Source organism: Micromonospora sp. CA-249363 (genome assembly GCF_050950185.1).
Lineage (GTDB): Bacteria > Actinomycetota > Actinomycetes > Mycobacteriales > Micromonosporaceae > Micromonospora.
Genome location: NZ_CP192020.1, coordinates 5,289,880 through 5,310,066, shown reverse-complemented (window position 1 = coordinate 5,310,066; position 20,187 = coordinate 5,289,880). Strand labels below are relative to the sequence as shown.

The window sequence follows — 20,187 nt, the reverse complement described above, 5'->3', positions numbered from 1 at the left end:
GCTGGGGCTGGGGCTGGGGCTGGGGCTGGGGCTGGGGCTGGGGCTGGGGCTGGGGCTGGGGCTGGGGCTGGGGCTGGGGCTGGGGTGGGGTGTGCGCAACTTCGGGGATGTTGCTGCCTCAGGCGGGCCGGAGACAGCAGCATCGGTGAAGTTGTGCGGATCTTGACGGTCAGCGTTGGCGGTTGCGGTTTACCAGGGCCTGGTTGAGGCGGCCTAGCAGCGCGGCCAGCGTGGCGCGGTCTTCGGGGCTCCAGTCGGACAGCATATCGCCGTAGAGGCGGGTGCGGGCCGCCCGCACGGCGGCCATCCGTTGCAGGCCTGCGGTCGTGGGGGAGATGACCGTGCCGCGCCCGTCCGTCGGGTCGGGGGCGCGGGCGATGAGGCCGTCGCGTTGCAGGGCGGAGACCTGCCGGGTCACCGTCGAGCCGTCCAGGTTGAGGCGCGCGGCGAGCGCGGAGACGTTCTGCGGGCCGGCGGCGTCGAGGTGCCGCAGGATGACGTACGCCGCGCGGTCGAGCACCCGGTGCTCGGCGGACCCGGAGGCCCGCCGGGTGGCCTCGCCGAAGCGCATCAGTAGGGCCACCTCGGTCTCGATCAGTCCGAGGGTGCTCTCGTCGTCGTCGCTCATAGCTGTAGGATACAGGATAAATACCTGTACGATACAGCTACTTGGGGAGTCGGAGTGGATCGGTCATCCGAACCAAACCGCAGTGCCATCTACGCCACCACGCTTGTGGCTTTCCTCGCCATCGCCGGCATCGCCGTCGTCGATCCGATCCTGCCCGCCATCGGCGAGGCGATCGGGGTCACCGCCTGGCAGGTCGAGCTGCTGTTCACCGCGTACATCGCGGTCATGGCCCTGGGCATGATCCCGGCGACGCTCGCCAGCGGCCGGTTCGGCTTCAAGCCGGTGTTGATCACCGGTGTCTCGGTGGTCGGCCTGGCCGCCATCCTCGCCTCGTTCAGCAACAACATCGTGCAGCTCTCCGTGCTGCGCGGCGTGTGGGGCCTCGGCAACGCGATGTTCTTCGCCACGGCCATGGTGGTACTGGTCAACTTGGCCGTCGACCGGGAGTGGGTGGTGGGCCTCTTCGAGACCGCCCTCGGGCTCGGGTTCGCCGTCGGCCCGCTGATCGGTGGCCTGCTCGGCGAGGTGAGCTGGCGGCTGCCGTTCTTCGTGTGCGGCGTGTTCATGGTCCTCGCCCTCGGCGTGGCCGCCCGCAAGCTGCGCGAACCCACCAACCGTCAGGCGCCGGTACGCCTCGGCCAGATCTTCGCCACCTACCGCCGCCCGGCGTTCGTCGCGCTGTGCGTGGTCACCGCCGCGTACAACTTCGTGTTCTTCGTCGTCCTCGGCTACACGCCGCTCTTCCTGGGCCTGGACGTGATTCCGCTGGGGCTCGCGTTCACCGGCTGGGGGCTCGGCCTGGCCACCGGCATCCTGCTGATCGGCCACCGCCTGGCCCACCGGATCGGCGCGGTCCAGACCGTCGGCGTGGCCATCGCCGGGCTGCTGGTCTGCATGGTCCTGTTCGCGACCTCCACCAGCACCGCCGAGGCGCTCGTGGTGCTGGTCCTCGCCGGCCTGTGCATGGGCCTCGCCAACGCCAACCTCACCGACCTGGCGCTCGGCCTCGGCTCCAACGACCGCCGGCTCGCCACCGGCGCGTTCAACCTGGTCCGCTGGGGCGCCGCCGCGCCCGCGCCGATCATCTCCGGCAAGCTCGCCGAGCAGTCCCTGGCGCTGCCGTTCTGGGTCGGGTTCGGGGTGCTCGCCGTCGGGGTGCTGGTCTACCTGGCGTTCGCGCACGTGATGGCCGCCGGCTACGGCGAACGGGTCCTGTGGTCGCGCTGGAACCGGGCCGCCGCCGACACCGAGCACGCGCCCGAGGAGCCGGTCGGCGAGGCCTACTGAGGGGCCCCGGGTGCCAAAGATCCGCGCACTATCGGGGAAACTGCTGCTTCAGCGTCGTGGGAGGCAGCAGTTTTCCGGTAGTTGTGCAGATCTTGGATGGCGCAGCGTCAGCGCAGGGCGCGGTAGAGCAGGAAGAGGCCGATCGTCGTACCGAACACCACGATCAGCGTCTTGAGCACCACCGGCGGCAGCCGGCGGACGAGCCGGGCGCCCGCGTACCCCCCAAGGAGCGTGGCGGGCGCGACCACCGCGACCACCGCCCAGTTCAGTGGGCCGAACAGGGCGAAAATCACGAGCGTGGTCAACCCCACCACGGCCGAGAGCAGATTCTTGATCGCGCTCACCCGGGCCAGGGTCGCGTCGAGCACCAGAGCCAGGCCGGCGACCAGCATCACCCCGAGCGCCGCGCCGAAGTACCCGCCGTACACCGCGCCGAGCGCGACCATCGTCTGGACCGCGACCGTCCGCTGGCGTGGCGACAGGTCCCGGGGGTGACCGACCAGCCGGCGCAGCGGGTCCTGGAAGGCCAGGACCGCGGTCGCGCCGAGAACCAGGAAGGGTACGACCAGCTCGAACGCGCGGGCCGGAGTCGCCAGCAACAGCAGCGCCCCGACGATCGTGCCGACGATCGTGGTGGGCACCAACGTGGCGAGCGCGCGGGGGCGCGGCAGGTCCTGGCGGCTGCCCGCGACACTGGCGACGTACCCGGGAAAGACGGCGACGGAGTTGCTGACGTTCGCCGGCACCGGCGGCAACCCGACCGCGATCATCGCCGGAAAAGTGATCAACGAACCACCACCGGCCACCGCGTTGACAGTGCCCGCGGCGAGACCGGCGGCGAGCAGCAGCGCGGCGTGGGAGAGATCCATAACCCCACGAGGCTAGCCCGGCCGACTGAAGCCCCGCACGATCGGCCGGCTAATCGCCCGCGCGCCGACGCCGAACGTCGGCGTACCCCTCGTCCAGCAGGTCGGCCGGGGTGGCTCGGTCGGCTCCGGAAGCTGGGTGTGGACTAGGGGGATGCCCTCACATCTGGATTTCCTCGCGGACGTCGCGGTCACCGGCACGGTCCTCGGCGTCGGTCTCGGCTCCCGCCCGGACGACTGGCCGGGCGTACTGGGCTCCGACTTCCATGAGGCCTCGTGGACCGACCGCCACCTGGTGCGGCAGTTCGGGTTCGTCGATGCCAACTTCCATGACGGGTCGGGCGAGTGGATCTGTGATTACGTCGACGTCAAACTCTGGCAGGTGCATCGCTTCGATGACTTCGTCCCCGAGGCGATCCTCAGCCGGTACGGGCACTTCCCGCCTCGGGTGCCGTTCGAGGAGGTGGCCGACCGGCTCGTCAGCGGGGGCGTGGAGATCTATCACGTCAGGCGGGAGCAGGTGGCCTCCCTCGAACAGTATTGGATACCGGAGGGCAAGGTCATGTTCTCGTTGATCTCCGAATACCAGCGGGAAGACTTCTCCGCGCTGCGCCTCCGGGACATCTATTCGGTGTCCACCACGGCAGGCGTCGACCTTCGGCCGGAATTGCTCAGCCGGTACCGCTGATCGTCTGCTCCTGATCCGCGGTCTGACCCGTGCCGCTGCTATGGCACGCTTCAGCGATGATCGAACTCGCGGACATCGAGGCGGCCGCCGGCCGGATCGCCGGCCACGTGGTTCACACACCGACAGTGCCCAGCCCCGGCCTGTCCGAGCTGCTCGGCGTGCCCGTCACCGCCAAGCTGGAACTGCTGCAACGTACCGGGTCGTTCAAGGCGCGCGGCGCAGCGGCGAAGCTGCTCGTCCTGGACGACGCCGAGCGGGCGGCGGGCGTGCTGGCGGTCAGCGGCGGCAACCACGGCATCGCGGTCGCGGTGATGGCCGGCGCCCTGGGCGTGGCGGCGACCGTGGTGATGCCCCGGACGGCGCCGGCGCGTGCCATCGAGGTGGCCCGCGCGGCCGGCGCCGACGTTCATCTGACCGACGGCATGTCCGCCGCGTTCGCGCTCATGTCCCGGCTGCGGGAGGACGGACTGACCCTGCTGCACCCGTTCGACGACCCGGTGGTGCTCGCCGGACAGGGCACGGTCGGACTGGAGTTCGCCGACGACGCCGGTGAGTTGACCGACGTGCTGGTCAGCGTCGGCGGTGGGGCGCTGATCTCCGGGGTGGCCGCGGCGCTGCGGGCACGCCGGCCGGGGGTACGGGTCTGGGGCGTGGAGACCGAGGGCGCGCAGGCGATGTCGCAGGCCCTGGCCAAGGGCGGGCCGGTCGAAGTGCCGCTGTCGTCGATCGTCACCACGCTGAGCGCGCCGACCGTCTCGCAGCTCACCTACGACCACGTGACCGCCCTGGTGAACGATGTGCTCGTCGTCTCCGACGCCGAGGCGGTGCGCGGGACGGTGGAGCTGGCCGAGCACGCGAAGGTCTGGGCCGAGCCGGCCGCCGGATGCCTGCTCCCGGCCGCCCGACAGGTGCGGGAGCAGGTGGGTGACGACGCCCGGTTGGGTCTCGTGCTCTGCGGCGGCAACTCCACGGTCGCCGACGTGACGTCGTGGACGGCGCGCCTGGGGGCCTGAGCGCCCTCGAGTTGTCCCATGGCATGCGACGGATCAAGCGTGCCGCTTTGGTGGGCACCTCCTCGGCCGGCGGGCGGCGTTTGTTCCTGCGTCGTCCCGGCTGTCTCGCCCTCGTCGGCCGCCCCGGTCCATCGTCATCGGCCGTGCCGAGCCGGGCGGAATGGGGCGTCCCCATCGCGCCGTTAGGATGGGAGCGCGACGGACGAGTCGACCGGGCGGTCGCGTCGGCGGGCTGATGCCCGCCGCCGAGGAACGTCCGGACTCCACAGGGCAGGGTGGTTGTTAACGGCAACCCGGGGCGACCCGCGGGACAGTGCCACAGAAAACAGACCGCCGACCCCAACGGGGACGGTAAGGGTGAAACGGTGGGGTAAGAGCCCACCAGCACCCCGGGTGACCGGGGTGGCTCGGTAAACCCCACCCGGAGCAAGGCCAAGCAAGGGCCGTCACCGCAAGATGACGACCCGGCGCAGACGCTTGAGGGCTGCCCGCCCGATGTCTGCGGGTAGGCCGCTAGAGCCTGCCGGCAACGGCAGGCCGAGATGGATGGCCGCCGCCGGCGCGAAACCCCTCGGGGTACGCGCCGAGCACAGAATCCGGCGTACAGGTCGACTCGTCCGTCGCCCACCAGCTCAGAGACCTGATCAAGGCTCTGAGCTGGCTGTTTATCCGGTGCTGTTGGTTGACCTTGGTCATCGTTGGGTGGCGTTTGACGGCCTGGCCACGGCCTGAGACGGCCTGGCCACGGCCTGAGTGCTGGCTCAGCGGACCTCAGATCCGGCCTACGCCCCGCCTTCGTCTTGAGGGCCATTCGGTAGTGCGTGGGCTCTGCCGGTGTGCCGCCGGCTGTCGTGGAGGTCGGGCACGTCCTGCGGCAAGCCGCCCCGGCCGCCTACGGCGCCGGGGCGGTAAGCCACCGACAGCCGCCGGGACACCGCCCCCACGGGAAGAGGAACTAGCCTCAGCGAGGCCGTGACGGAAGCCAGCGGGGCCGCTCTGGTCGGATGTCGGGGCTTTCGTCTGCCGCGCCAGTCCAACCCCGGGACTGACTTGCCAACGGATCACCGGGTCGCCGGCACCAGCTCCACCGCCGGCCGGGCTTGCCGCCCCGCACCACGCGGAGCGCGGTGCCTTGATCTAGAACAGAGGAAATCGGCAATAGCAAGGAGAGTGAGTGTCGTGTCAGGGCACATGCTGAATCACCATGGCGACTGAAACTTCGCAAGAGCGATCCGAAATTCGCCTACTTGAGGGTTGACATCAAATACTCGACTACGGCAGGAACGGACGTAATCGCCTCCTCTAGGAGATGCTCAATAGCGTTGGCCTCCGCCGACCTGTCAATATCGATCATCTTCGACCATAGGGCGGGTTCGTATCGCGCCAGCGAGGAAAGTGCCAGCAACGACGCCCATAGTGCCAGGAAAGGATGGAGTCCGCTCGACATCGAGCCGACTCTCGGAGTAATGAAGCAGTCATCGGCCGCCCTGTATTTGGCTATGCCTAGATCGACTGTAGTCTTGTTGTCTGCAAGCATCAGCGGTGGAGAGCCCATGTTCCGGCGCCACTCAACGTCGAGGCGTAGTCCAGGTCCCGCTTCGCTCCACCTGAGCTTTTTCATGGGCTGCTCTAGCCGTATCGTGCAGTCCGCTAGGGAGGGATAGCTGTTGAGGTAGTGCTTGACCTGCAAGTGGTCCTCCCCGTACAGGTCGCGCACTTGCTTAGGAATCCAATAGACTTCCGCCTGCGAGAAGACTTCAGAATAGGGAAATCCGCCCGGAAAGAACCGCAACACCGGCCGTGCGACCTCGTTTGTGAGGGGAACGAAAGCCGCCTCGGGCAGCAGTGGCCAAAGGTCGCTAAGCGCTGCGGGTTCACCGGCTGCCAAGGCTTCGATGCCTAGCGCCGAGGCAACTGCGGGGAATAGGCCAGATCTGGCGGCGGTCACGCTGACGTCTGCCGCGAGCGAAACATCTGTCTTCGCGGACAGGCCGTGCCCGCTCACCCTCCACGCCTGGTTACCAATGCGCGGCGAGGCTGCTACCATAGCGCGCCCTGCCTGAGACAGAGCGTAGAACAGTTGCACCGAGCGTGTGGCGTAGCCGGCTTCGGTTGCTGCCGCTAGAAACTGCTCACACTGTTCTAGCGCTGACTGAAAGGTAGTCCTTCGTGCACCCTGCTTGGCATAGCCAGGAGGGTCGTACCGGAGAGCTCGAAGGTTCCTCAGGGCTGTCCCAGCAGCCGCCACTTCGGCTCCCTCCGTCAGCGCGTCATCGCCACCTTGATTTGCCTTCATAGGGTCCATGCCGTCTCCAATGGCCGCAAGTGGTTAAGGCACGGCCGACGCATCGGCGCATCGGTATCGCCGTCAGGGCGCCGTCCCGGCCGCCCCCGCACCCTGCCACCGATCGAGGACGGCGACGCCATCGAGGTCGAACGCTGCGTCAACCGAGGCGGAGGCGTCTCCCTGGGCCAACACATCATCCTGGCCGCAGAGATCCTCGGCGGCCGCCGCGTCGGCATCCGCATCGAAGCGGCCACCCTCATGTTCTACGACCTCGACACCCGGTCCGTAGCATCAAAGGCCAGCGACCGCGGATCGCTACCCAAGTTTTCTAGACCACCCGTCGCACATCATCTGACGGAACCGCGTCGCACATCACCTGACGGATCACATCGTTCAGACATCGTTGAGCCTAGGCTGAGACTTGGAGCGTCACCATCGCATCGATTAGATCTTGCATGATTTCCGCCTTCGCTTTCCCGCTTGAACCCTGCGCCAACATCTCCACCGATACGGTTACGTACCGAGCGCGTCTTGGGTTTAAGAGCGTTACATTGTCGATGGCCTCCCCCTTCGCATAGAGCATCGCTGTGTAGGTCAGAAGTTGCCGCAAATCTGTCCCGCGAAACGGGCGAGTTACAGTCTTGATTTCTATGAGCTGACTAGGGCTAGCCATGTCTCCTGTACATCTTGCGACTACACCGCAGCCGGGAATTTGGGGCGAGAAGCTTGCCGATGGAAGCCCTTCGGCAAAGCGGAGGATCTTGTCAGACAACTTCTCGACTTCGCTGAGCTCCTCATAATCTAAATCTGCCCTTGCGAACTCGCCGCGAGGCAGGAATTGTAAAGCCGTCCGTGCTGCCTGGGCCGCATGACGCCCCGTTAGCCCGGTAGAGTCATAGACGGATGCGGCGGTGAGGAATGCGGTCTCGGCCAACAGGGCATTGCGCTGGGGTGCCGAGGTGTTGACCACCGCTCGTCCCAATGAGACCTGCTGCGTGTTGAGCCAACGAGCCACGCGGTCGAGCATTGGAGCGCACTGGCGCCAGACTGACGTATGATGGGCAAATTCTTTGGCAGATATCAAATCGGAACTCTCCATGTCGGAGAAGCGACCTTGCTGGCGGCCCAATCCCGGACGATAATGTCGAATTCAGGCAGCCCAGATTTGCTGGTATCTCTCCAGTGTTTGCCTTCGTCCTTCAACACATAAGAAGCAATGATAAAAGCTCGCCTTACCCACGGGTGCATTGAATTTACGTAGTTCTTCTGATCGCTGAGCCAGTAAGTGGCATCCCAGCGGGCTAGGGCAAGCATGATGTCACGCTGAATATTGGGAGAGCTTGCGGAGCCGAAGCCGTGGGCGGTGCTGTAAAGCCGGATCAGCAATTGTTCGTTTTCAAGCGAGTACTTGCCAACAAGGGCGCGAATCATGTATGCAAGGTTCAGATCTATGTGCGCGAGATAGTGGCCCGAGGTGATTAACTCGCGGATCTTGCCTTGGACATGCTTCACCACTTCTTCATCTTCGGACTTTTCGATAAACGACCGCGCGGCAAGCATGACTTGCGGTATCACCGGTGCCAACGTTTCTATATTCTCCATGAGACTTTGTACGGCTTGACCCCTTGGTTCGGGGTCCATCAGGTCCAGGGCGCCAATCAGCCGTCGTGCTAAGGCAACGTGAACTCGACCCTTCGTTAGCTCGTCACGCAGTAAGCCAAGGATGTCGAACTCATTGAGCTGATCTCTCAACCGCTCATAGTCATCGCTTGCCGTTGGCGAATATGGATCATAGTGAATATGGAGGCCAAGAAACTTGGATGCGCTTCCGGCTGCAGGATTCACCGGATCGAGCATTGATAGGTACTCGGCTGACGTCATAATTCGAGTCTTGCTTTTTTGTAGCGACATTCCTTCATTGCGAAGAAGCTTCTCGGAGACGAATCCGATTGCCCGATATGCGGCTTGCATGTCGTTAACAAAGAACCGATAGTCATCCGCGTATCGGCAGAAGGTAAGCGAGGGTTCTGCTGCAATTAGATGATCCACGCGATCGAGGACGAGCTCGGCCAATAGTCGTGCCGCAGGACCCCCAACGGGCAGTCCGTAAGATGTGTTATTGGAAAGCTTCCCTAGGATGGACATAATCTGATTAGTGCAGTTGCTTCCGGGGTCCGCCCGTTGTAAAGCATTCTCTAGGCGGTGGTGATAGACCCTTGAATAGAAGTCTGCGATATCAATTGTCACCACATAGTTGGAAGTGGTGGCCAGCTGGCGCGTTCTTTCTTGGAAATCTCGCCACCCGCTTGCGTTGAAGATGCCATCCGGCGAGTCGTGGACATATCTATAGGAAAAGACTTGCTGAGATTCGACGGGCAGTCGCCTTTGCTCAATCTCTGGCGCGAGCTCTAGCACCAAGCTAAGCAGGTAGGCGTTCCAGAGGGGGTCGATCTGAGTAGCCCACCGAAACCCTGTGTATCCAATCGGCGCAAGCGTGGAGTAGTTATTGATCGGCGAGTTGCTGTACTCGCGAAAGCTCTTCGAAATCTTGTCGAGCAGTGCCACTACGGCGTCTGATTGGTCATTCATTACGTGGTTTTCGAAAGGATAGGGAAATACGTCGGTATCTCCCCGCTCTGCCACATTGCTCACCGCGCGAACAAGGGTGGATTTCTGGATCAAAGTCATTTCGCCAACCGAGGGGTAGGTGCCGGTGCGGAGGGGGACACTCGGTAATAGTGCTCGTTCTTAGTCTTTTCCTCCTCCTAGGCTGAAGGCTCGGACCACACTGGTGTCGGATCCGGGGGATCGTTCGATTACCTCCCTGACCCATAGTGACGTTCCAGGGCTTACCTGAAAGATCTCTGCTAGATCGGGGGGCGCTGGTAATTTGTACTCTTTGATCTGAATCACCCGATTGTCGGCGGTGTGCGAAAGTGCACTGTGCGCGTTGTTCGGGGCAACGACGTATGTGCCTCGCCCGTGCGCGGTTGCAACTAAACCACTTTCTCTCAGTAGCGCGCCCGGCCTTTGTTAGGGCCGCTCGATGACCTGGGCGACGAACACCTGCCAAGCCGACGGACCGAAGGTCAGTGCCGGGCCGGCAGGGTCCTTGCTGTCCCGGACACCGACAACACCGGGCAGATTGTCGGCGACCTCGACGCAGTTGCCCCCGGACGATCCGCTGCGCCGGGACTTGCGCCAGATGGCGTTAGTGAGGTCCATGGTGGCTGTGCACTTCCTTCATCAGCTCGTTGGACTGTCGGCGCGGGAGTGCTTCGTTCCGAACGTTCTCCCATCTCGCCTGGAGAGTATCCAGCCCATCATCCGTGTTGACCACGATCCCGCCTAGCTGATTCTCAAGGTGCCCGACCCACGTCCCGTCGTTGGCCCGGGCCAACGCGAACGGCCCAGACAGCCCGATGTGGAGGCCGGCACCTGCTGGGATCACGTGTACGTGGACGTGCGGCAGTTCGGCGACTGCGATGAGGTGGGCGATCTGCTCCGCCATGATGCCGGCGTACTCGTCGCCGCCGCGATGGAGCGCGGACTCGTCCAGGACGGCCACCACCTGCGGCGGAGCGTCGCTGGTGAGGATCTTGTGCCGACTCATGCGGGCGCTGACCTGGTGGTCCACCTCCGTGGCGGACATGAGGTCGTTCAAGCGCATCACGACGCGGGCGTAGTTCTCGGTCTGGAGTAGGCCGGGAATCAGGAGTGGTTCGAAGAGACGAAGCTGTCGCGCGCCGCGTTCGGCGTCCAACCAGGGCAGGAACCACGACGGCGCGCCGAGCTTCATCACCAAGCGTCCGAACAGCCCGTCGTTGCCGAAGGCGCGGTCTGCGCCTTTGATGAAGTCCATCGTCAGGGCGCGGGTGCCGCTCTCGACGGCGCTGACGTGTGAGGCGCTGAAGCCCGCCGCCCGCCCGAACGCCTCCTGCGTCATCCCGGACGCTCCGCGAGCACGGCGGACCTCGCCCACGATGAAGTCCGCCAGCGGACTCGGCACGTCAGCCATGCAGTGCTCCTCAGATCTGAGATCGACTACCCGGGGCGCCACACGCTGGACACCTGTCCTGCCAGCTCCGGCCCGGACCCTGCGGACACCTTCCGAGCGTAGTGGCCTCCACAGCAGAGTGTCACCAGGCAGCGCGGCTGGTAGGGACCACGAGACCGGCGGTCGCGTTCGTAGCGGGGCCGCTTCCGGCGGGCGAGCACTCACGGGAGCGGCCCCTTCTCAACGCCATAAAGGGGAGACCGTGCCCGACGACAAGCACGAAAGGCCCATGAAGGCGGGCGACCTCGTCCACCTGACCACCGCCGCGAGCGTGCAATTCCTTCGTCCGATCGTCGTACGCGTCATCCGCGAGCTGCCCGAGCGGCACACGTACGACGGATGGGTCTGGATCGAGGGGTACCAGCTCAACGCGGCGGGTGACGCCGTGGCGCGGCGAGAGCTGTACGTGAGGCGTGCGGGCGTGTGCTGGCTGGTCCTGCCCGCCGCACCGGCGAAGCTGGCCCAACGCCGGCCCGGCTGCCGAGGTCCGGTGCGGGTCGGATGACAACCCGCCCTCGTCCGCATCTGCCGATGCGTCCGGCGTGGCTGTGCCGCAACTGCGCCGCGCCCTGGCCGTGCGGTCCGGCACAGCTCATTCTCGCGGCCGAGTTCTACGGCCACTCCATCGCCTTGGCGTTCTACCTGGCGGCGTTGATGCACGACGCGATCGACGACGCGTACGGCCTGGGGTTGCGCCCGAACCTGCCGGCGATGCACGCCAGGTTCCTCGGGTGGTTGTCGCTGGCCCGGCGGCCTCGTTGGTCCGGTCGGGCTTGAGGTCCTGTCGGCGGCCTACAGCTAGCCCTCGTCCCCTGACCGTATGAGTGCCGGTAGAGGCGACGGCAGCAGTTTTACCGCGCCAACCGTCTCGACGGTCCGGACGGCGCGTGGGGCAGCTTGCGTGGCAGTCGGCAGGGCGGCGCAGGTCAACCACGGGTGCCGGCGTCCGGGAGTTGACCAGGCCGTGTACCTTCGCCGCCGTTATGACCAGCGACCGCGACGCGACGCCCAGCGCCTTGGCTACTCCGGCGTGGAAAGGCACCGTCGGCTGTCTCACGGCCGTCGTCATGCTGTGCGCCGTCTCGGCCGGAGCGACGGCTGTGCTCGGCTCGGCGATCGATTTCCGGCAACGCTTCGTTCCGTGGTTCGCCGACCTGGCTTGCCAGGCCTCCGGCTGCGGCCGGCTCTCTATGGCCACGATTTGGCTGGATTGTGCGGGCGACTGCTGTCGGTGTCGTGGCCGTGCTTGCGCTCGCGTATCGGCCGCGTCGATGGCTCTTCTACGTTCTCCCGCTCCCAGCTGTGGGGCTGGTTGTTGCAGGTCTGTTGCTCTCGGACGTCACGTACAAGACTGGCCACGAGCCGTGGATGAGAGACCTCGTGGTCGAGGTGCCGAACGGAGACGCCCTCGTGGTCGGGATTCACTGCGGGACGTGGGCCGCGTGGTTGGTGCTCCTGACCGTGTGGCTCGCGAGCGGCCGCATAAAGCATGGTTCGCGCCGCAACGTCTGGGCGTGGCAGCTCGTCCGCCTTGCGGCGCCCCTCATGATGCTGCCTGCCCTGGGGATCGCGCTGGTCCTGGCGTAGGTCCGAGCCGCGACCGCAGGGCATTGGTGAGGCGGCCCATGGCGGTTGACGCGTTGGGGATCCTGGACAGGTGGACAACCAGAACCTCGACGAGCTGATCCGGGCCGGGCGCAACATACAAGCGCTCGCTCTGATCCGCGAGCAGTCCGGCTGCGGCCTGATAGAGGCCATCGACGTGCTGAGCGAGCATCACTTGCGGTTGAGGGCCGAGCGTGAACCGTTACCCCCGGTGATCAGTTCCGACCGCACCACAGAGTGAGGCTCAACGCCCAGGGTCTTCGGCGTCCCAGCCGAGGTCGGCGAGTTTACGCAGGACCGCGCCAACGCGCGGAGTCCAGAAGAGCAGAACCTGGTCGCGTCCCTCGACCTGAATGGAGACAGCGGTTGCCGGCAGCGGGAACCGTCCGTGTAGAGGTCGGTGCGGCAGTGCCTCCACCTGGAAGTGCCGCAAGGTGTCCGAGCTGGTACGTGATGTCAGGGTCAATGTGCTGTCGTCGACGTGCAGCTTGACCGTTGGCCAGGCCATTCGGCGGACAGCCCTGAGCGGGCTGCCTCGGGTGAAGTCGAGGCGGTCAACGTAGGTGAGCCCACCGCGCGTATCGAAGGCATTCGAGATCACTGAGGGATGGTAAGGGGGCGAGCACCGGGTCGGTGGGGTCGGCTCATCGTCCCGTGCCGAGGGGATGACGGCGTGGCGGCGCCGTCGGGCTTGCATCTGGTACCCGGGTACGGGCTTACCGTCGACGGTATGAGTGACCGCCACATCACGACGGACGAGGCCTGGGTGCCGGATGCCTGCACCCTCCCGACGGCCGAACGGCCGCTGCGGCTCGCTGAGTTCGATCGGTTCTTCACCAGCGCGGTACGGGGCGTCGACCGACTGTCGGCGCAGCATCTGCGGTTGCGGCTCGACGGTGCCGCGCAGACCGAGGAGTTGGCGCGGGACCTGACGGCCCGAGAGTCGTCCTGCTGCTCGTTCTTCACCTTCGACTTCTCGCGGCCGGAACCGGACTCGCTCTGGCTGGACGTCCGGGTGCCGGCGGCCCACGTCGACGTGCTCGATGCCCTCACCGAACGGGCCGTGTCTCTGTGGACCGAGAGGTGACCGGGGCGCGCCTGCGCAGCGGTCAACTGGCCGACGCGGCAGGGGTGAACCAGCAGACCCTGCGCTACTACGAGCGCCGGGGCCTGCTCGATGCGCCGCAGCGTTCGCCCGGCGGGCACCGGCTCTACCCGGCCGAGACGGTCACCCTGCTGCGGGTCATCAAGACCGCGCAACGCCTGGGCTTCACCCTCGACGAGGTGGGCGACCTGCTCGACGCCGGCAGACACCAGCATCGGGGCCGATCCGACACCGGCCTCCAGGCGCGTGCGAGGGAGAAGCTTGTCGAGATCGAGCAGAGGTTGGCGGACCTGACGGTCATCCGCGACACCCTGCGCGACGCCATCTCGGCCGGCTGTGACGACCTGGTCGCCTGCGCCGGCAACACCTGCTGCCCCCTGCCCTTCGCCGAACTGGCGGAGCAACGTCAGGGCGGCGAGCCGCACCGACGATGACCAACGACGGTCGCGATCGGGGCGCCACCGAACCTCGGCGGTCACTTAACCTCCCTTCGTGGACGACGGACTTCTTCGCCGGCTCCGGGTCGAACAGGCCCGAGCTCTGCTCGATCACGCTGACCCGCAACACGCGGTGATGCTGGCGTGCGACCTGTTGGTGGCTGGCATCGAGGGCGAGGCCGTCGTGGCACTCGCGGCAGAGTCATCTCGGACAATGCCGACGCATGACGCGGACCGACACCTGGCGGCGATCATCGCCGAACTCGGGCTTCCGGAGTTGGACCTGTCGACCGCGGTGGCGCTGGTCGCGGCCGACACGTCCGAGCGGATCCTCGACCGGAGCATTCCCGCCGAGGTGGGGGCACACGGTCTCTACGTGGTGGGGTACGAGGGGAGTCGGCTGGATGACCTGCTCCCGGCCGTCACCGCCCTGGCCAGTCGACTTGAGGACGACCTCGACGGACGGGCTGACGACGATCTGCGAACCCAACTCGCCACGCTGGCGCGGACCGTCCTGCACCGCACGACAGCCGACGACCGGGCGGCTTGAGAGTGTGCGCTCCGGCCGGTCACGTCGATGCCGGGGTCCAGTTGACGAAGCGGCCGGGCGGGGTTACCCCCACCCGGCCGGCGCCTTGATCTCTGGAACGTCAGTGCTTCTTGAACACCGGCATGGTGTCCAGCGTGGTGGTGATGGTCTGCGTGGTGCCGCCCCGGTACGTCTTCCCGGTGAAGATGTCCGTCCAGCTGTTGCCCGGCGGGAACCACACCGACGTCGTCGCGGTGGTGCCCGGCGTGGTCACCGGTGCGACCAGGTAGTCCGGGCCGTAGAGGTACTGCGAGCCGGCGGTGGCGTACGCGGCCTGCTCGTTCGGGTACGCCAGGTACATCGAGCGGACGATGGGCGTACCCGTGCGGGTTGCCTCCTTGGCGGCGGCGTAGGTGTACGGCTGTAGTTCCTTACGCAGGTTGAGGAACTTCTTGGCCGACGCGTTCGCTGCCGGCCCGTACTGCCAGGGCAGCCGGTCGCTGTGGTTGGAATGCAGCCGGTCGATGGGCTGGAACGTGCCGAACTGCACCCACCGGGCGTACAGGTCGTCGGGCAGCTTGGTGCTGCCCGGTTCGCTGCCCGGCTCCCGCAGGCCACCGGTGTGCCCGCCGATGTCGTGGCTGACGGCGGCCAGGCCGGTCGCGGCCGACTCGCCCGGCGTGTAGCCGACCTCCATCTGGAGGGTCGACCAGTCGCTTGTGGTGTCACCGGTGAAGTGCAGCGTGGTGCGCTTGTCGGCCCACGGGCCGGTCGCCACGGGGGTGGGGCTGCTGTAGCCGCCGGCCTGCAACGACCCGTACGCCCGGGAGAACGCGAAGCCGGTCTCGTCGGCGTACTGCTGGTTGATCCACGCGTCCGCCGTCACGCCGGCGAGGGAGGACGTGGTGTTGTCGCAGCACCAGTCCAGCCACCAGAGGTCCGGGCCCTTGCTGCCCTTCGGGAGCATCCCGTCGTGGAGCTGCATATAGGCCTTGAGCTGGTCCGGGTCGCCGAAGTCGAACGTGTAGCAGTCCGGGCCGCCGTTGCAGCCGACGCGTTGCAGCTTGCCCTTCGCGGTGGCCTGCGCCTGGGCGAACTTCGGGTCCGATCCGAGGATGCTCGGGTGGATGTTGATGCCGGTGTGCAGGCCCTGCTTCTTCGCCCAGTCGAAGAACGCCTTCGGGTCGGGGATACGGGTGGGGTCGATGCTCCAGCCGTTCCACTTGTCCGGCGCCTTGATGTCGGTGTCAAGGACAAGAACATCCATGGGTACGCCTTCGGCCTTCGCCCGGGCCGCGATGTCCTGGAACTCGGTGGCGGTGCGGTCGTAGTACTCGGAGTACCACACCCCGTACGCCCACTTGGGCAGCAGCTTCGTCGGGCCGGTCAGGGTCGACAGCTCCTTGAGGCCACGGGTGAAGTCCTGCCCGTACGCGAAGACGTAGCCGTCCTGCTCGGGGGCGGGCCGGGGCTTGGTGGTGCGCAGGGCCGACGCCGAGTCGTCGAGCAGGTACCAGCCGTCCTGGTAGAGCAGGCCCGGGGCGGTGAGCGCGGCGCCGGTCACGCCGTCCAGGCCCCGGCGGTAGCCGCCGAGCGGCGCGTGCGGGGCGAGCAGCGGGGAGGCCTTGCCCGTGACGGCGACGGTGTCGACGTTGACGTTGCAGCTGGCGTCGGTGGGGCAGCCCAGCGTCACGGTGGTGGTGCCACGGTCGAGGTGGACCGGGACGGAGACGGTGTTCCAGTAGTCCCATCCGCTGGTCGGCGGCAGCGTAGCGGTGACCGGCGCCGCCGAGCCCGCCGTCACCGACATGGTGCGCGTCTGGCTCGGCTGCGCGCCGGCCTGGCCGTTGGCGTAACGGATCTGGAGCTGGTAGTCGCCTGCGGCGGGTACGTCCGTGACGGTGAGCGCCACGGCGGCGCTGGTGTTCTCCAGGCCGGCCAGGAAACCCGTACCGGATGCGCCGTTGTGGTCGTTCGCGGGCCGCGCGCCGCCGGCGAGCGCGCCGGTCTCGGCCTCTCCCAGGGTGCCGAAGGGCAGAGGCTGCGGTTGGGGCGCGGCCGGTGCGGGGAACGGGTCACCCGGGTTGACCACGGCGAGGCTGTCGACGTTCACGTTGCCGGAGTCGTTGGGACCCCGCACGACGCTGATCTCGTGCCGACCGGCGGTGAGCTCGACCGGCACGGTGGCCAGGCCCCAGGTGTCCCAGTTCGCGGTGGGGGGCAGCGTCAGCGTGGGGCCGGCGTCGCCGTCGATCTGAACCGTCAGGGTGCGGTCCACGTTCTGGCCGTCGCCGCCGGTGCTGTTGGCGTAGCGGACGGCGAGCTGCTTCGTGCCGCCATCCGGCGCGTCGAGCGCGAACGTGACCGAGTCGCCCGACGCGGCGAAGCCGGCCGCGAAGCCGCGCCCGGTGTATCCCCGGTGGTCGGTGGCCACGCCGGGACCGTTCAGTTGCAGGGACTCGGCCTCACAGAGGACGCCGAACGCGCAGGTCGGCGCGGTGTGACCGGCCCAGGGCCGGCCCTGGACGATCTGCTTGCCGGCCGTGAGCCGCACGGTGAGGTTGTCGGCGGTGAACGCGCCCGAACCGACCCGGTAGCGCAGCGTCATGGCGCCGGTGTCGATGGTGAGCCAGCCGTCCTCGACGCGCTTCGTGAAACGCGTACGGGAGAAGTCGTCGCGCCCGATGGCGTTGAAGGTGGCGGCGTCGGTGAAGCGGCCGTCCTTCTGGTACTCGGTGCGGATCAGGGTGGGGGACAGCACCTCGAACCGGGCGTTGCCCGAGCGTACGGCCGCATCCTGCGCCCGATGTGGGCCGGCCTGCGCCGGCCCGGCCGGGGCGAGCGCCAGCCCCGTGAGAAGAATGCCGACCGCGGCGGCTGCTGTCGCGCGGCGACGCGGTGAGTTCCGATAGAGCAAGATGCGCTCCTCGTCTCATATGGAGGAAATGAGTCGATGACAACGCTGTCACTAGCCTGAAACGTCTGTCAACGGGCTCCGAGAGTTTCCCTTCTCTCCTTCGCGGACGACCCCGCACGTGAGCAGGCGCCAGGTCGGCGATGTGGGGGTGTTGCGCCGCTCGGATGCCGCCACATCGGCGATCTAAAGCGGATCACCGCACGCCGCACACCGCGCAGGCGCACGCCGAGCACCGCAGCCTGGCGCTGGTCAGCAGCTCGCCGCCAGCGGAGCTGCGCCGGCCAGGGCCTCGACCGTCGTCGTCGGAGCGGCCGACTCCGCCGGCGTGGGCGAGACCGACGGCGTGGGCGTAGGCGTCGGCATCGGCGTCGGGGAGGCGCTGGGTGGGACGGCGACGAGGGACGCCGTGCTTCGCTGGACCTGCTTCGGCGTCATGCGGATGCCCGCGGCGGTCGCCTGGTGGCCGTACACGTCGGTGACCCGGATCGTGTAGGGGCCGGGGCCGATCCCGTCGTCGACGGTCCAGTAGTTGTCGACCTGGCGGGCCGCCTTGCGGAAGCCGCCGCTCGGCCCCTTCGCCTCGACCGAGCGCAGCGGATTGCCGTGGTTGCCGACCTGCACCGCGAACCACCACTGCGACGCCCCACCCTTGATCCGGAAGGTGAGGCCGCCGTCGAGCGAGGGGTCGACCACCGCCCGGTACGTCACGGAGGCGATGCCCTGCGAACGGTCGGCGATCCGGGCGAACGCCTCCTCGGAGAGGTCGATCTTGCTGCTTCCGCAGCCGCCGCACTGGTCCATGACCAGCACGCGGACCGTGCCCTTCGGGCCGGTCACGTCCAGGTAGCTGCCGCAGGCGGCTGCCCCGGCGTACTGCGACGAGCCGAGGGCCACGTAGAGCCGGTCCGCCGGTGGACCCGGGAAGGAGCAGGTGCCGCCCGAGCGGCCCGCGTCGTAGAAGCTGGCCGTTCCCCGGTGGACGGTGGTGCCGCTGGGTGGCGCGGCGCAGGCCGGGGTGGCGCCGCCGCGTACGGCGAGGGTGACGCCGAGGACGGCGGCCAGGGCGGCGATTCCGGTACCGGCCATCCACCGGAACCGCCGACTCGGCCGGGGCGTGCTGGCCGGGCTGTCGCTTGCGGGTTCCGTGCGTGGTGCCGTCACGGCGCCTGATGTTGCCGCATGATCCGCAGGCAGCGCAAAGGCGGTTACGCGCCGGATCGGCGGGGACGCAGACCGTCGAGGGCGGTGGCGACGACGCGGTCGGCGTACGCGGCGGTGAGTGGTCCGCTGCGTTGGAGCCAGCGGCTGAACAGCGGCCCCCAGATCAGGTCCACCGCCACGTCGAGGTCGATGTCCTCGGCGAGTTGTCCCGCCCGTTGGGCGCTGCGCAGTCGCTGCCGCTTGGCCTCCTTCAACGGCCCGTCCAGCCGCTCGGCGTAGACCGCCGCCAACTCGGGGTCGTGCGCGATCTCGGTGGCCAGGGCGCGCATCGGCTGCTCGTAGCGGGGATCGTTCATCTCCACGACCGTGGCGCGCAGGACGAGGGTCAGGTCCGCCGCCAGGTCACCGGTGTCCGGCAGCGTCGGCGGCTCCCCCTCCGCGCCCTCGCTGAGCATGAGGAACGCGTCGAAGATGACCGCGCCCTTGGACGGCCACCAGCGGTAGATGGTCTGTTTACCGACGCCGGCCCGCGCGGCGATGCCCTCGATGCTGAGCTTCGCGTACCCCGTCTCCGCAAGCAGGTCGAACGCCGCGGTGAGGATGGCGCGGCGCGACGTCTCGTTGCGGCGGGTGGTGTTGGGCGTCACGGATGACCACCCTACCAGTGACGAGACGGACCGTATCGTCTTGACAGCGACGGCAGCGCGGCCTAATCTTCGACACCTGGCGAGACGGACCGTCTCGTCTCGCAATGACGAGGGAGACCATCATGCGTACCTGGTTCATCACCGGCGCGAGCCGCGGTCTCGGCCGCGCCTTCGCCGACGCCGCGCTGGACCGTGGCGACCGGGTGGTCGCCGCCTCCCGGACCGTCTCGTCGGACGACTTCGACGAACGGCACGCCGACCGGCTGCTGACGCTGAGGCTCGACGTCACCGACCGGACGGCGGTCCTCGCCGCCGTGGCCGACGCCGTCGCGCACTTCGGACGTCTCGACGTCGTCGTCAACAACGCCGGCACCCTGTCCATGGGGATGGTCGAGGAGTTCACCGAGGCCGAGGCGCGAGCCCAGTTCGAGGTCAACCTCTTCGGCGCGCTGTGGGTCAGTCAGGCCGTGCTGCCGCACCTGCGCGCCCAGCGGTCCGGCCACATCGTGCAGGTTTCCAGCATCGCCGCACTCGGTGGCTTTCCCAGCACCGGCCTGTACAGCGCCAGCAAGTTCGCCCTGGAAGGCCTGAGCGAAGCGCTGGCGCGGGAGGCGGCGGCCTTCGGCGTCCGGCTGAGCATCGTGCAGCCGGGCGGCTACTGGACCGACCTCTACACCAGCATCAGCGCCACGACTCCGCTGGAGGTCTACGCGCCGCTCCGTGCCGAGCTGGAGCGGCAATGGGCGGACGGCTCGATCGACAGCGAGCCCCGGCTCGCCGCCGAGGCGCTGCTGCGTCTGGTCGACAGCGACGATCCGCCGCTGCGGCTCCTGCTCGGAAGCATGGTGTACGACCTTGCGTTCGACATCTCCCGCCAGCGGATGGAGACCTGGGCGGCGTGGGAACAGGTCAGTCGAGCCGCCGAGCACGCCGTCGCCGCTCCCACCGACCGCTGACTTC

The 20,187-nt window shown here is 67.4% G+C and carries 22 protein-coding genes and 1 other RNA gene; 12 read left to right on the top strand and 11 right to left on the bottom strand.

Annotation, left to right across the window (positions count from 1 at the left end):
* Window positions 1-169: 169 nt before the first annotated feature.
* Window positions 170-628 (bottom strand): MarR family winged helix-turn-helix transcriptional regulator, encoded by a 459-nt coding sequence (locus tag ACQPZK_RS23520; RefSeq protein WP_433535062.1) that lies wholly within the window; start codon window positions 626-628, stop codon window positions 170-172.
* A gap of 54 nt (window positions 629-682) precedes the next feature.
* Between ACQPZK_RS23520 and ACQPZK_RS23515 the strand changes: the two genes are divergently transcribed.
* On the top strand, window positions 683-1,915 hold the full coding sequence (locus ACQPZK_RS23515) for an MFS transporter (RefSeq protein ID WP_433535061.1): 1,233 nt from the start codon (window positions 683-685) through the stop codon (window positions 1,913-1,915).
* Window positions 1,916-2,022: 107 nt separating this feature from the next.
* Here ACQPZK_RS23515 and ACQPZK_RS23510 read toward each other — a convergent pair whose 3' ends face one another.
* The gene (locus ACQPZK_RS23510) at window positions 2,023-2,784 is read right to left on the bottom strand and encodes a sulfite exporter TauE/SafE family protein (RefSeq protein ID WP_433535060.1); all 762 of its coding nucleotides are present in this window, start codon (window positions 2,782-2,784) and stop codon (window positions 2,023-2,025) included.
* A 151-nt stretch (window positions 2,785-2,935) separates the two neighbouring features.
* On the opposite strand from ACQPZK_RS23510, the gene ACQPZK_RS23505 reads away from it, so the two are divergent.
* The 3 genes from ACQPZK_RS23505 to rnpB all read left to right on the top strand — a co-directional run bounded on the left by ACQPZK_RS23505 (window position 2,936) and on the right by rnpB (window position 5,102).
* The gene (locus tag ACQPZK_RS23505; RefSeq protein WP_433535059.1) at window positions 2,936-3,469 is read left to right on the top strand and encodes a hypothetical protein; all 534 of its coding nucleotides are present in this window, start codon (window positions 2,936-2,938) and stop codon (window positions 3,467-3,469) included.
* 56 nt (window positions 3,470-3,525) lie between these two features.
* Window positions 3,526-4,482 (top strand): threonine/serine dehydratase, encoded by a 957-nt coding sequence (locus ACQPZK_RS23500; RefSeq protein ID WP_433535058.1) that lies wholly within the window; start codon window positions 3,526-3,528, stop codon window positions 4,480-4,482.
* 203 nt (window positions 4,483-4,685) lie between these two features.
* An RNA gene (gene rnpB, locus ACQPZK_RS23495) (RNase P RNA component class A) lies at window positions 4,686-5,102 on the top strand.
* Between the two features lie 623 nt (window positions 5,103-5,725).
* Here the strand turns inward: rnpB and ACQPZK_RS23490 are convergent.
* The 5 genes from ACQPZK_RS23490 to ACQPZK_RS23470 form a co-directional block, all read right to left on the bottom strand.
* A complete protein-coding gene (locus tag ACQPZK_RS23490) occupies window positions 5,726-6,787 on the bottom strand; it encodes a YaaC family protein (RefSeq protein ID WP_433535057.1) in 1,062 nt (353 codons plus the stop codon).
* A 391-nt stretch (window positions 6,788-7,178) separates the two neighbouring features.
* A complete protein-coding gene (locus ACQPZK_RS23485) occupies window positions 7,179-7,868 on the bottom strand; it encodes a hypothetical protein (RefSeq protein WP_433535056.1) in 690 nt (229 codons plus the stop codon).
* The gene (locus ACQPZK_RS23480) at window positions 7,850-9,457 is read right to left on the bottom strand and encodes an RNA-directed DNA polymerase (RefSeq protein WP_433535055.1); all 1,608 of its coding nucleotides are present in this window, start codon (window positions 9,455-9,457) and stop codon (window positions 7,850-7,852) included. The genes ACQPZK_RS23485 and ACQPZK_RS23480 overlap by 19 nt, the downstream gene beginning before the upstream one ends.
* A 345-nt stretch (window positions 9,458-9,802) precedes the next feature.
* Entirely contained in the window at window positions 9,803-9,994 is a 192-nt protein-coding gene (locus ACQPZK_RS23475) for a DUF397 domain-containing protein (RefSeq protein WP_433535054.1), read from the bottom strand.
* Window positions 9,981-10,787 carry a helix-turn-helix domain-containing protein gene (locus tag ACQPZK_RS23470; protein WP_433535053.1) on the bottom strand — a complete coding sequence of 269 codons (807 nt, stop codon included), beginning with the start codon at window positions 10,785-10,787 and terminating at the stop codon, window positions 9,981-9,983. The genes ACQPZK_RS23475 and ACQPZK_RS23470 overlap by 14 nt, the downstream gene beginning before the upstream one ends.
* A gap of 241 nt (window positions 10,788-11,028) precedes the next feature.
* Here ACQPZK_RS23470 and ACQPZK_RS23465 point away from each other — a divergent pair, with 241 nt between their 5' ends.
* From ACQPZK_RS23465 to ACQPZK_RS23450, 4 genes are all read left to right on the top strand, one after another.
* Window positions 11,029-11,331, top strand: a complete 303-nt coding sequence (locus tag ACQPZK_RS23465) for a hypothetical protein (protein ID WP_433535052.1) — start codon at window positions 11,029-11,031, stop codon at window positions 11,329-11,331.
* Window positions 11,332-11,357: 26 nt separating this feature from the next.
* Window positions 11,358-11,603, top strand: coding sequence for a hypothetical protein (locus ACQPZK_RS23460; RefSeq protein ID WP_433535051.1), 246 nt, complete (start codon window positions 11,358-11,360; stop codon window positions 11,601-11,603).
* 591 nt (window positions 11,604-12,194) lie between these two features.
* Window positions 12,195-12,413, top strand: a complete 219-nt coding sequence (locus ACQPZK_RS23455; RefSeq protein WP_433535050.1) for a hypothetical protein — start codon at window positions 12,195-12,197, stop codon at window positions 12,411-12,413.
* Window positions 12,414-12,483: 70 nt separating this feature from the next.
* Window positions 12,484-12,672, top strand: coding sequence for a hypothetical protein (locus ACQPZK_RS23450; RefSeq protein WP_433535049.1), 189 nt, complete (start codon window positions 12,484-12,486; stop codon window positions 12,670-12,672).
* A 3-nt stretch (window positions 12,673-12,675) separates the two neighbouring features.
* Here the strand turns inward: ACQPZK_RS23450 and ACQPZK_RS23445 are convergent, their stop codons facing one another.
* On the bottom strand, window positions 12,676-13,032 hold the full coding sequence (locus tag ACQPZK_RS23445; protein WP_433535048.1) for a hypothetical protein: 357 nt from the start codon (window positions 13,030-13,032) through the stop codon (window positions 12,676-12,678).
* A 129-nt stretch (window positions 13,033-13,161) separates the two neighbouring features.
* Here ACQPZK_RS23445 and ACQPZK_RS23440 point away from each other — a divergent pair, with 129 nt between their 5' ends.
* From ACQPZK_RS23440 to ACQPZK_RS23430, 3 genes are read left to right on the top strand one after another with little or no spacing between them, the layout of a single operon-like run.
* Window positions 13,162-13,518 carry a hypothetical protein gene (locus ACQPZK_RS23440; RefSeq protein ID WP_433535047.1) on the top strand — a complete coding sequence of 119 codons (357 nt, stop codon included), beginning with the start codon at window positions 13,162-13,164 and terminating at the stop codon, window positions 13,516-13,518.
* Window positions 13,515-13,970, top strand: a complete 456-nt coding sequence (locus tag ACQPZK_RS23435; RefSeq protein WP_433535046.1) for a MerR family transcriptional regulator — start codon at window positions 13,515-13,517, stop codon at window positions 13,968-13,970. The genes ACQPZK_RS23440 and ACQPZK_RS23435 overlap by 4 nt, the downstream gene beginning before the upstream one ends.
* Before the next feature lie 58 nt (window positions 13,971-14,028).
* Complete coding sequence (locus ACQPZK_RS23430; protein WP_433535045.1) at window positions 14,029-14,523, top strand: hypothetical protein; 495 nt, start codon at window positions 14,029-14,031, stop codon at window positions 14,521-14,523.
* Between the two features lie 100 nt (window positions 14,524-14,623).
* Here the strand turns inward: ACQPZK_RS23430 and ACQPZK_RS23425 are convergent, their stop codons facing one another.
* From ACQPZK_RS23425 to ACQPZK_RS23415, 3 genes are all read right to left on the bottom strand, one after another.
* Entirely contained in the window at window positions 14,624-17,419 is a 2,796-nt protein-coding gene (locus tag ACQPZK_RS23425; RefSeq protein ID WP_433535044.1) for a TIM-barrel domain-containing protein, read from the bottom strand.
* 249 nt (window positions 17,420-17,668) lie between these two features.
* Window positions 17,669-18,505 (bottom strand): expansin EXLX1 family cellulose-binding protein, encoded by an 837-nt coding sequence (locus ACQPZK_RS23420; RefSeq protein ID WP_433535043.1) that lies wholly within the window; start codon window positions 18,503-18,505, stop codon window positions 17,669-17,671.
* Between the two features lie 119 nt (window positions 18,506-18,624).
* A complete protein-coding gene (locus ACQPZK_RS23415; RefSeq protein ID WP_433535042.1) occupies window positions 18,625-19,227 on the bottom strand; it encodes a TetR/AcrR family transcriptional regulator in 603 nt (200 codons plus the stop codon).
* Between the two features lie 104 nt (window positions 19,228-19,331).
* Between ACQPZK_RS23415 and ACQPZK_RS23410 the strand changes: the two genes are divergently transcribed.
* Entirely contained in the window at window positions 19,332-20,183 is an 852-nt protein-coding gene (locus ACQPZK_RS23410; RefSeq protein ID WP_433535041.1) for an SDR family oxidoreductase, read from the top strand.
* Window positions 20,184-20,187: the final 4 nt, after the last annotated feature.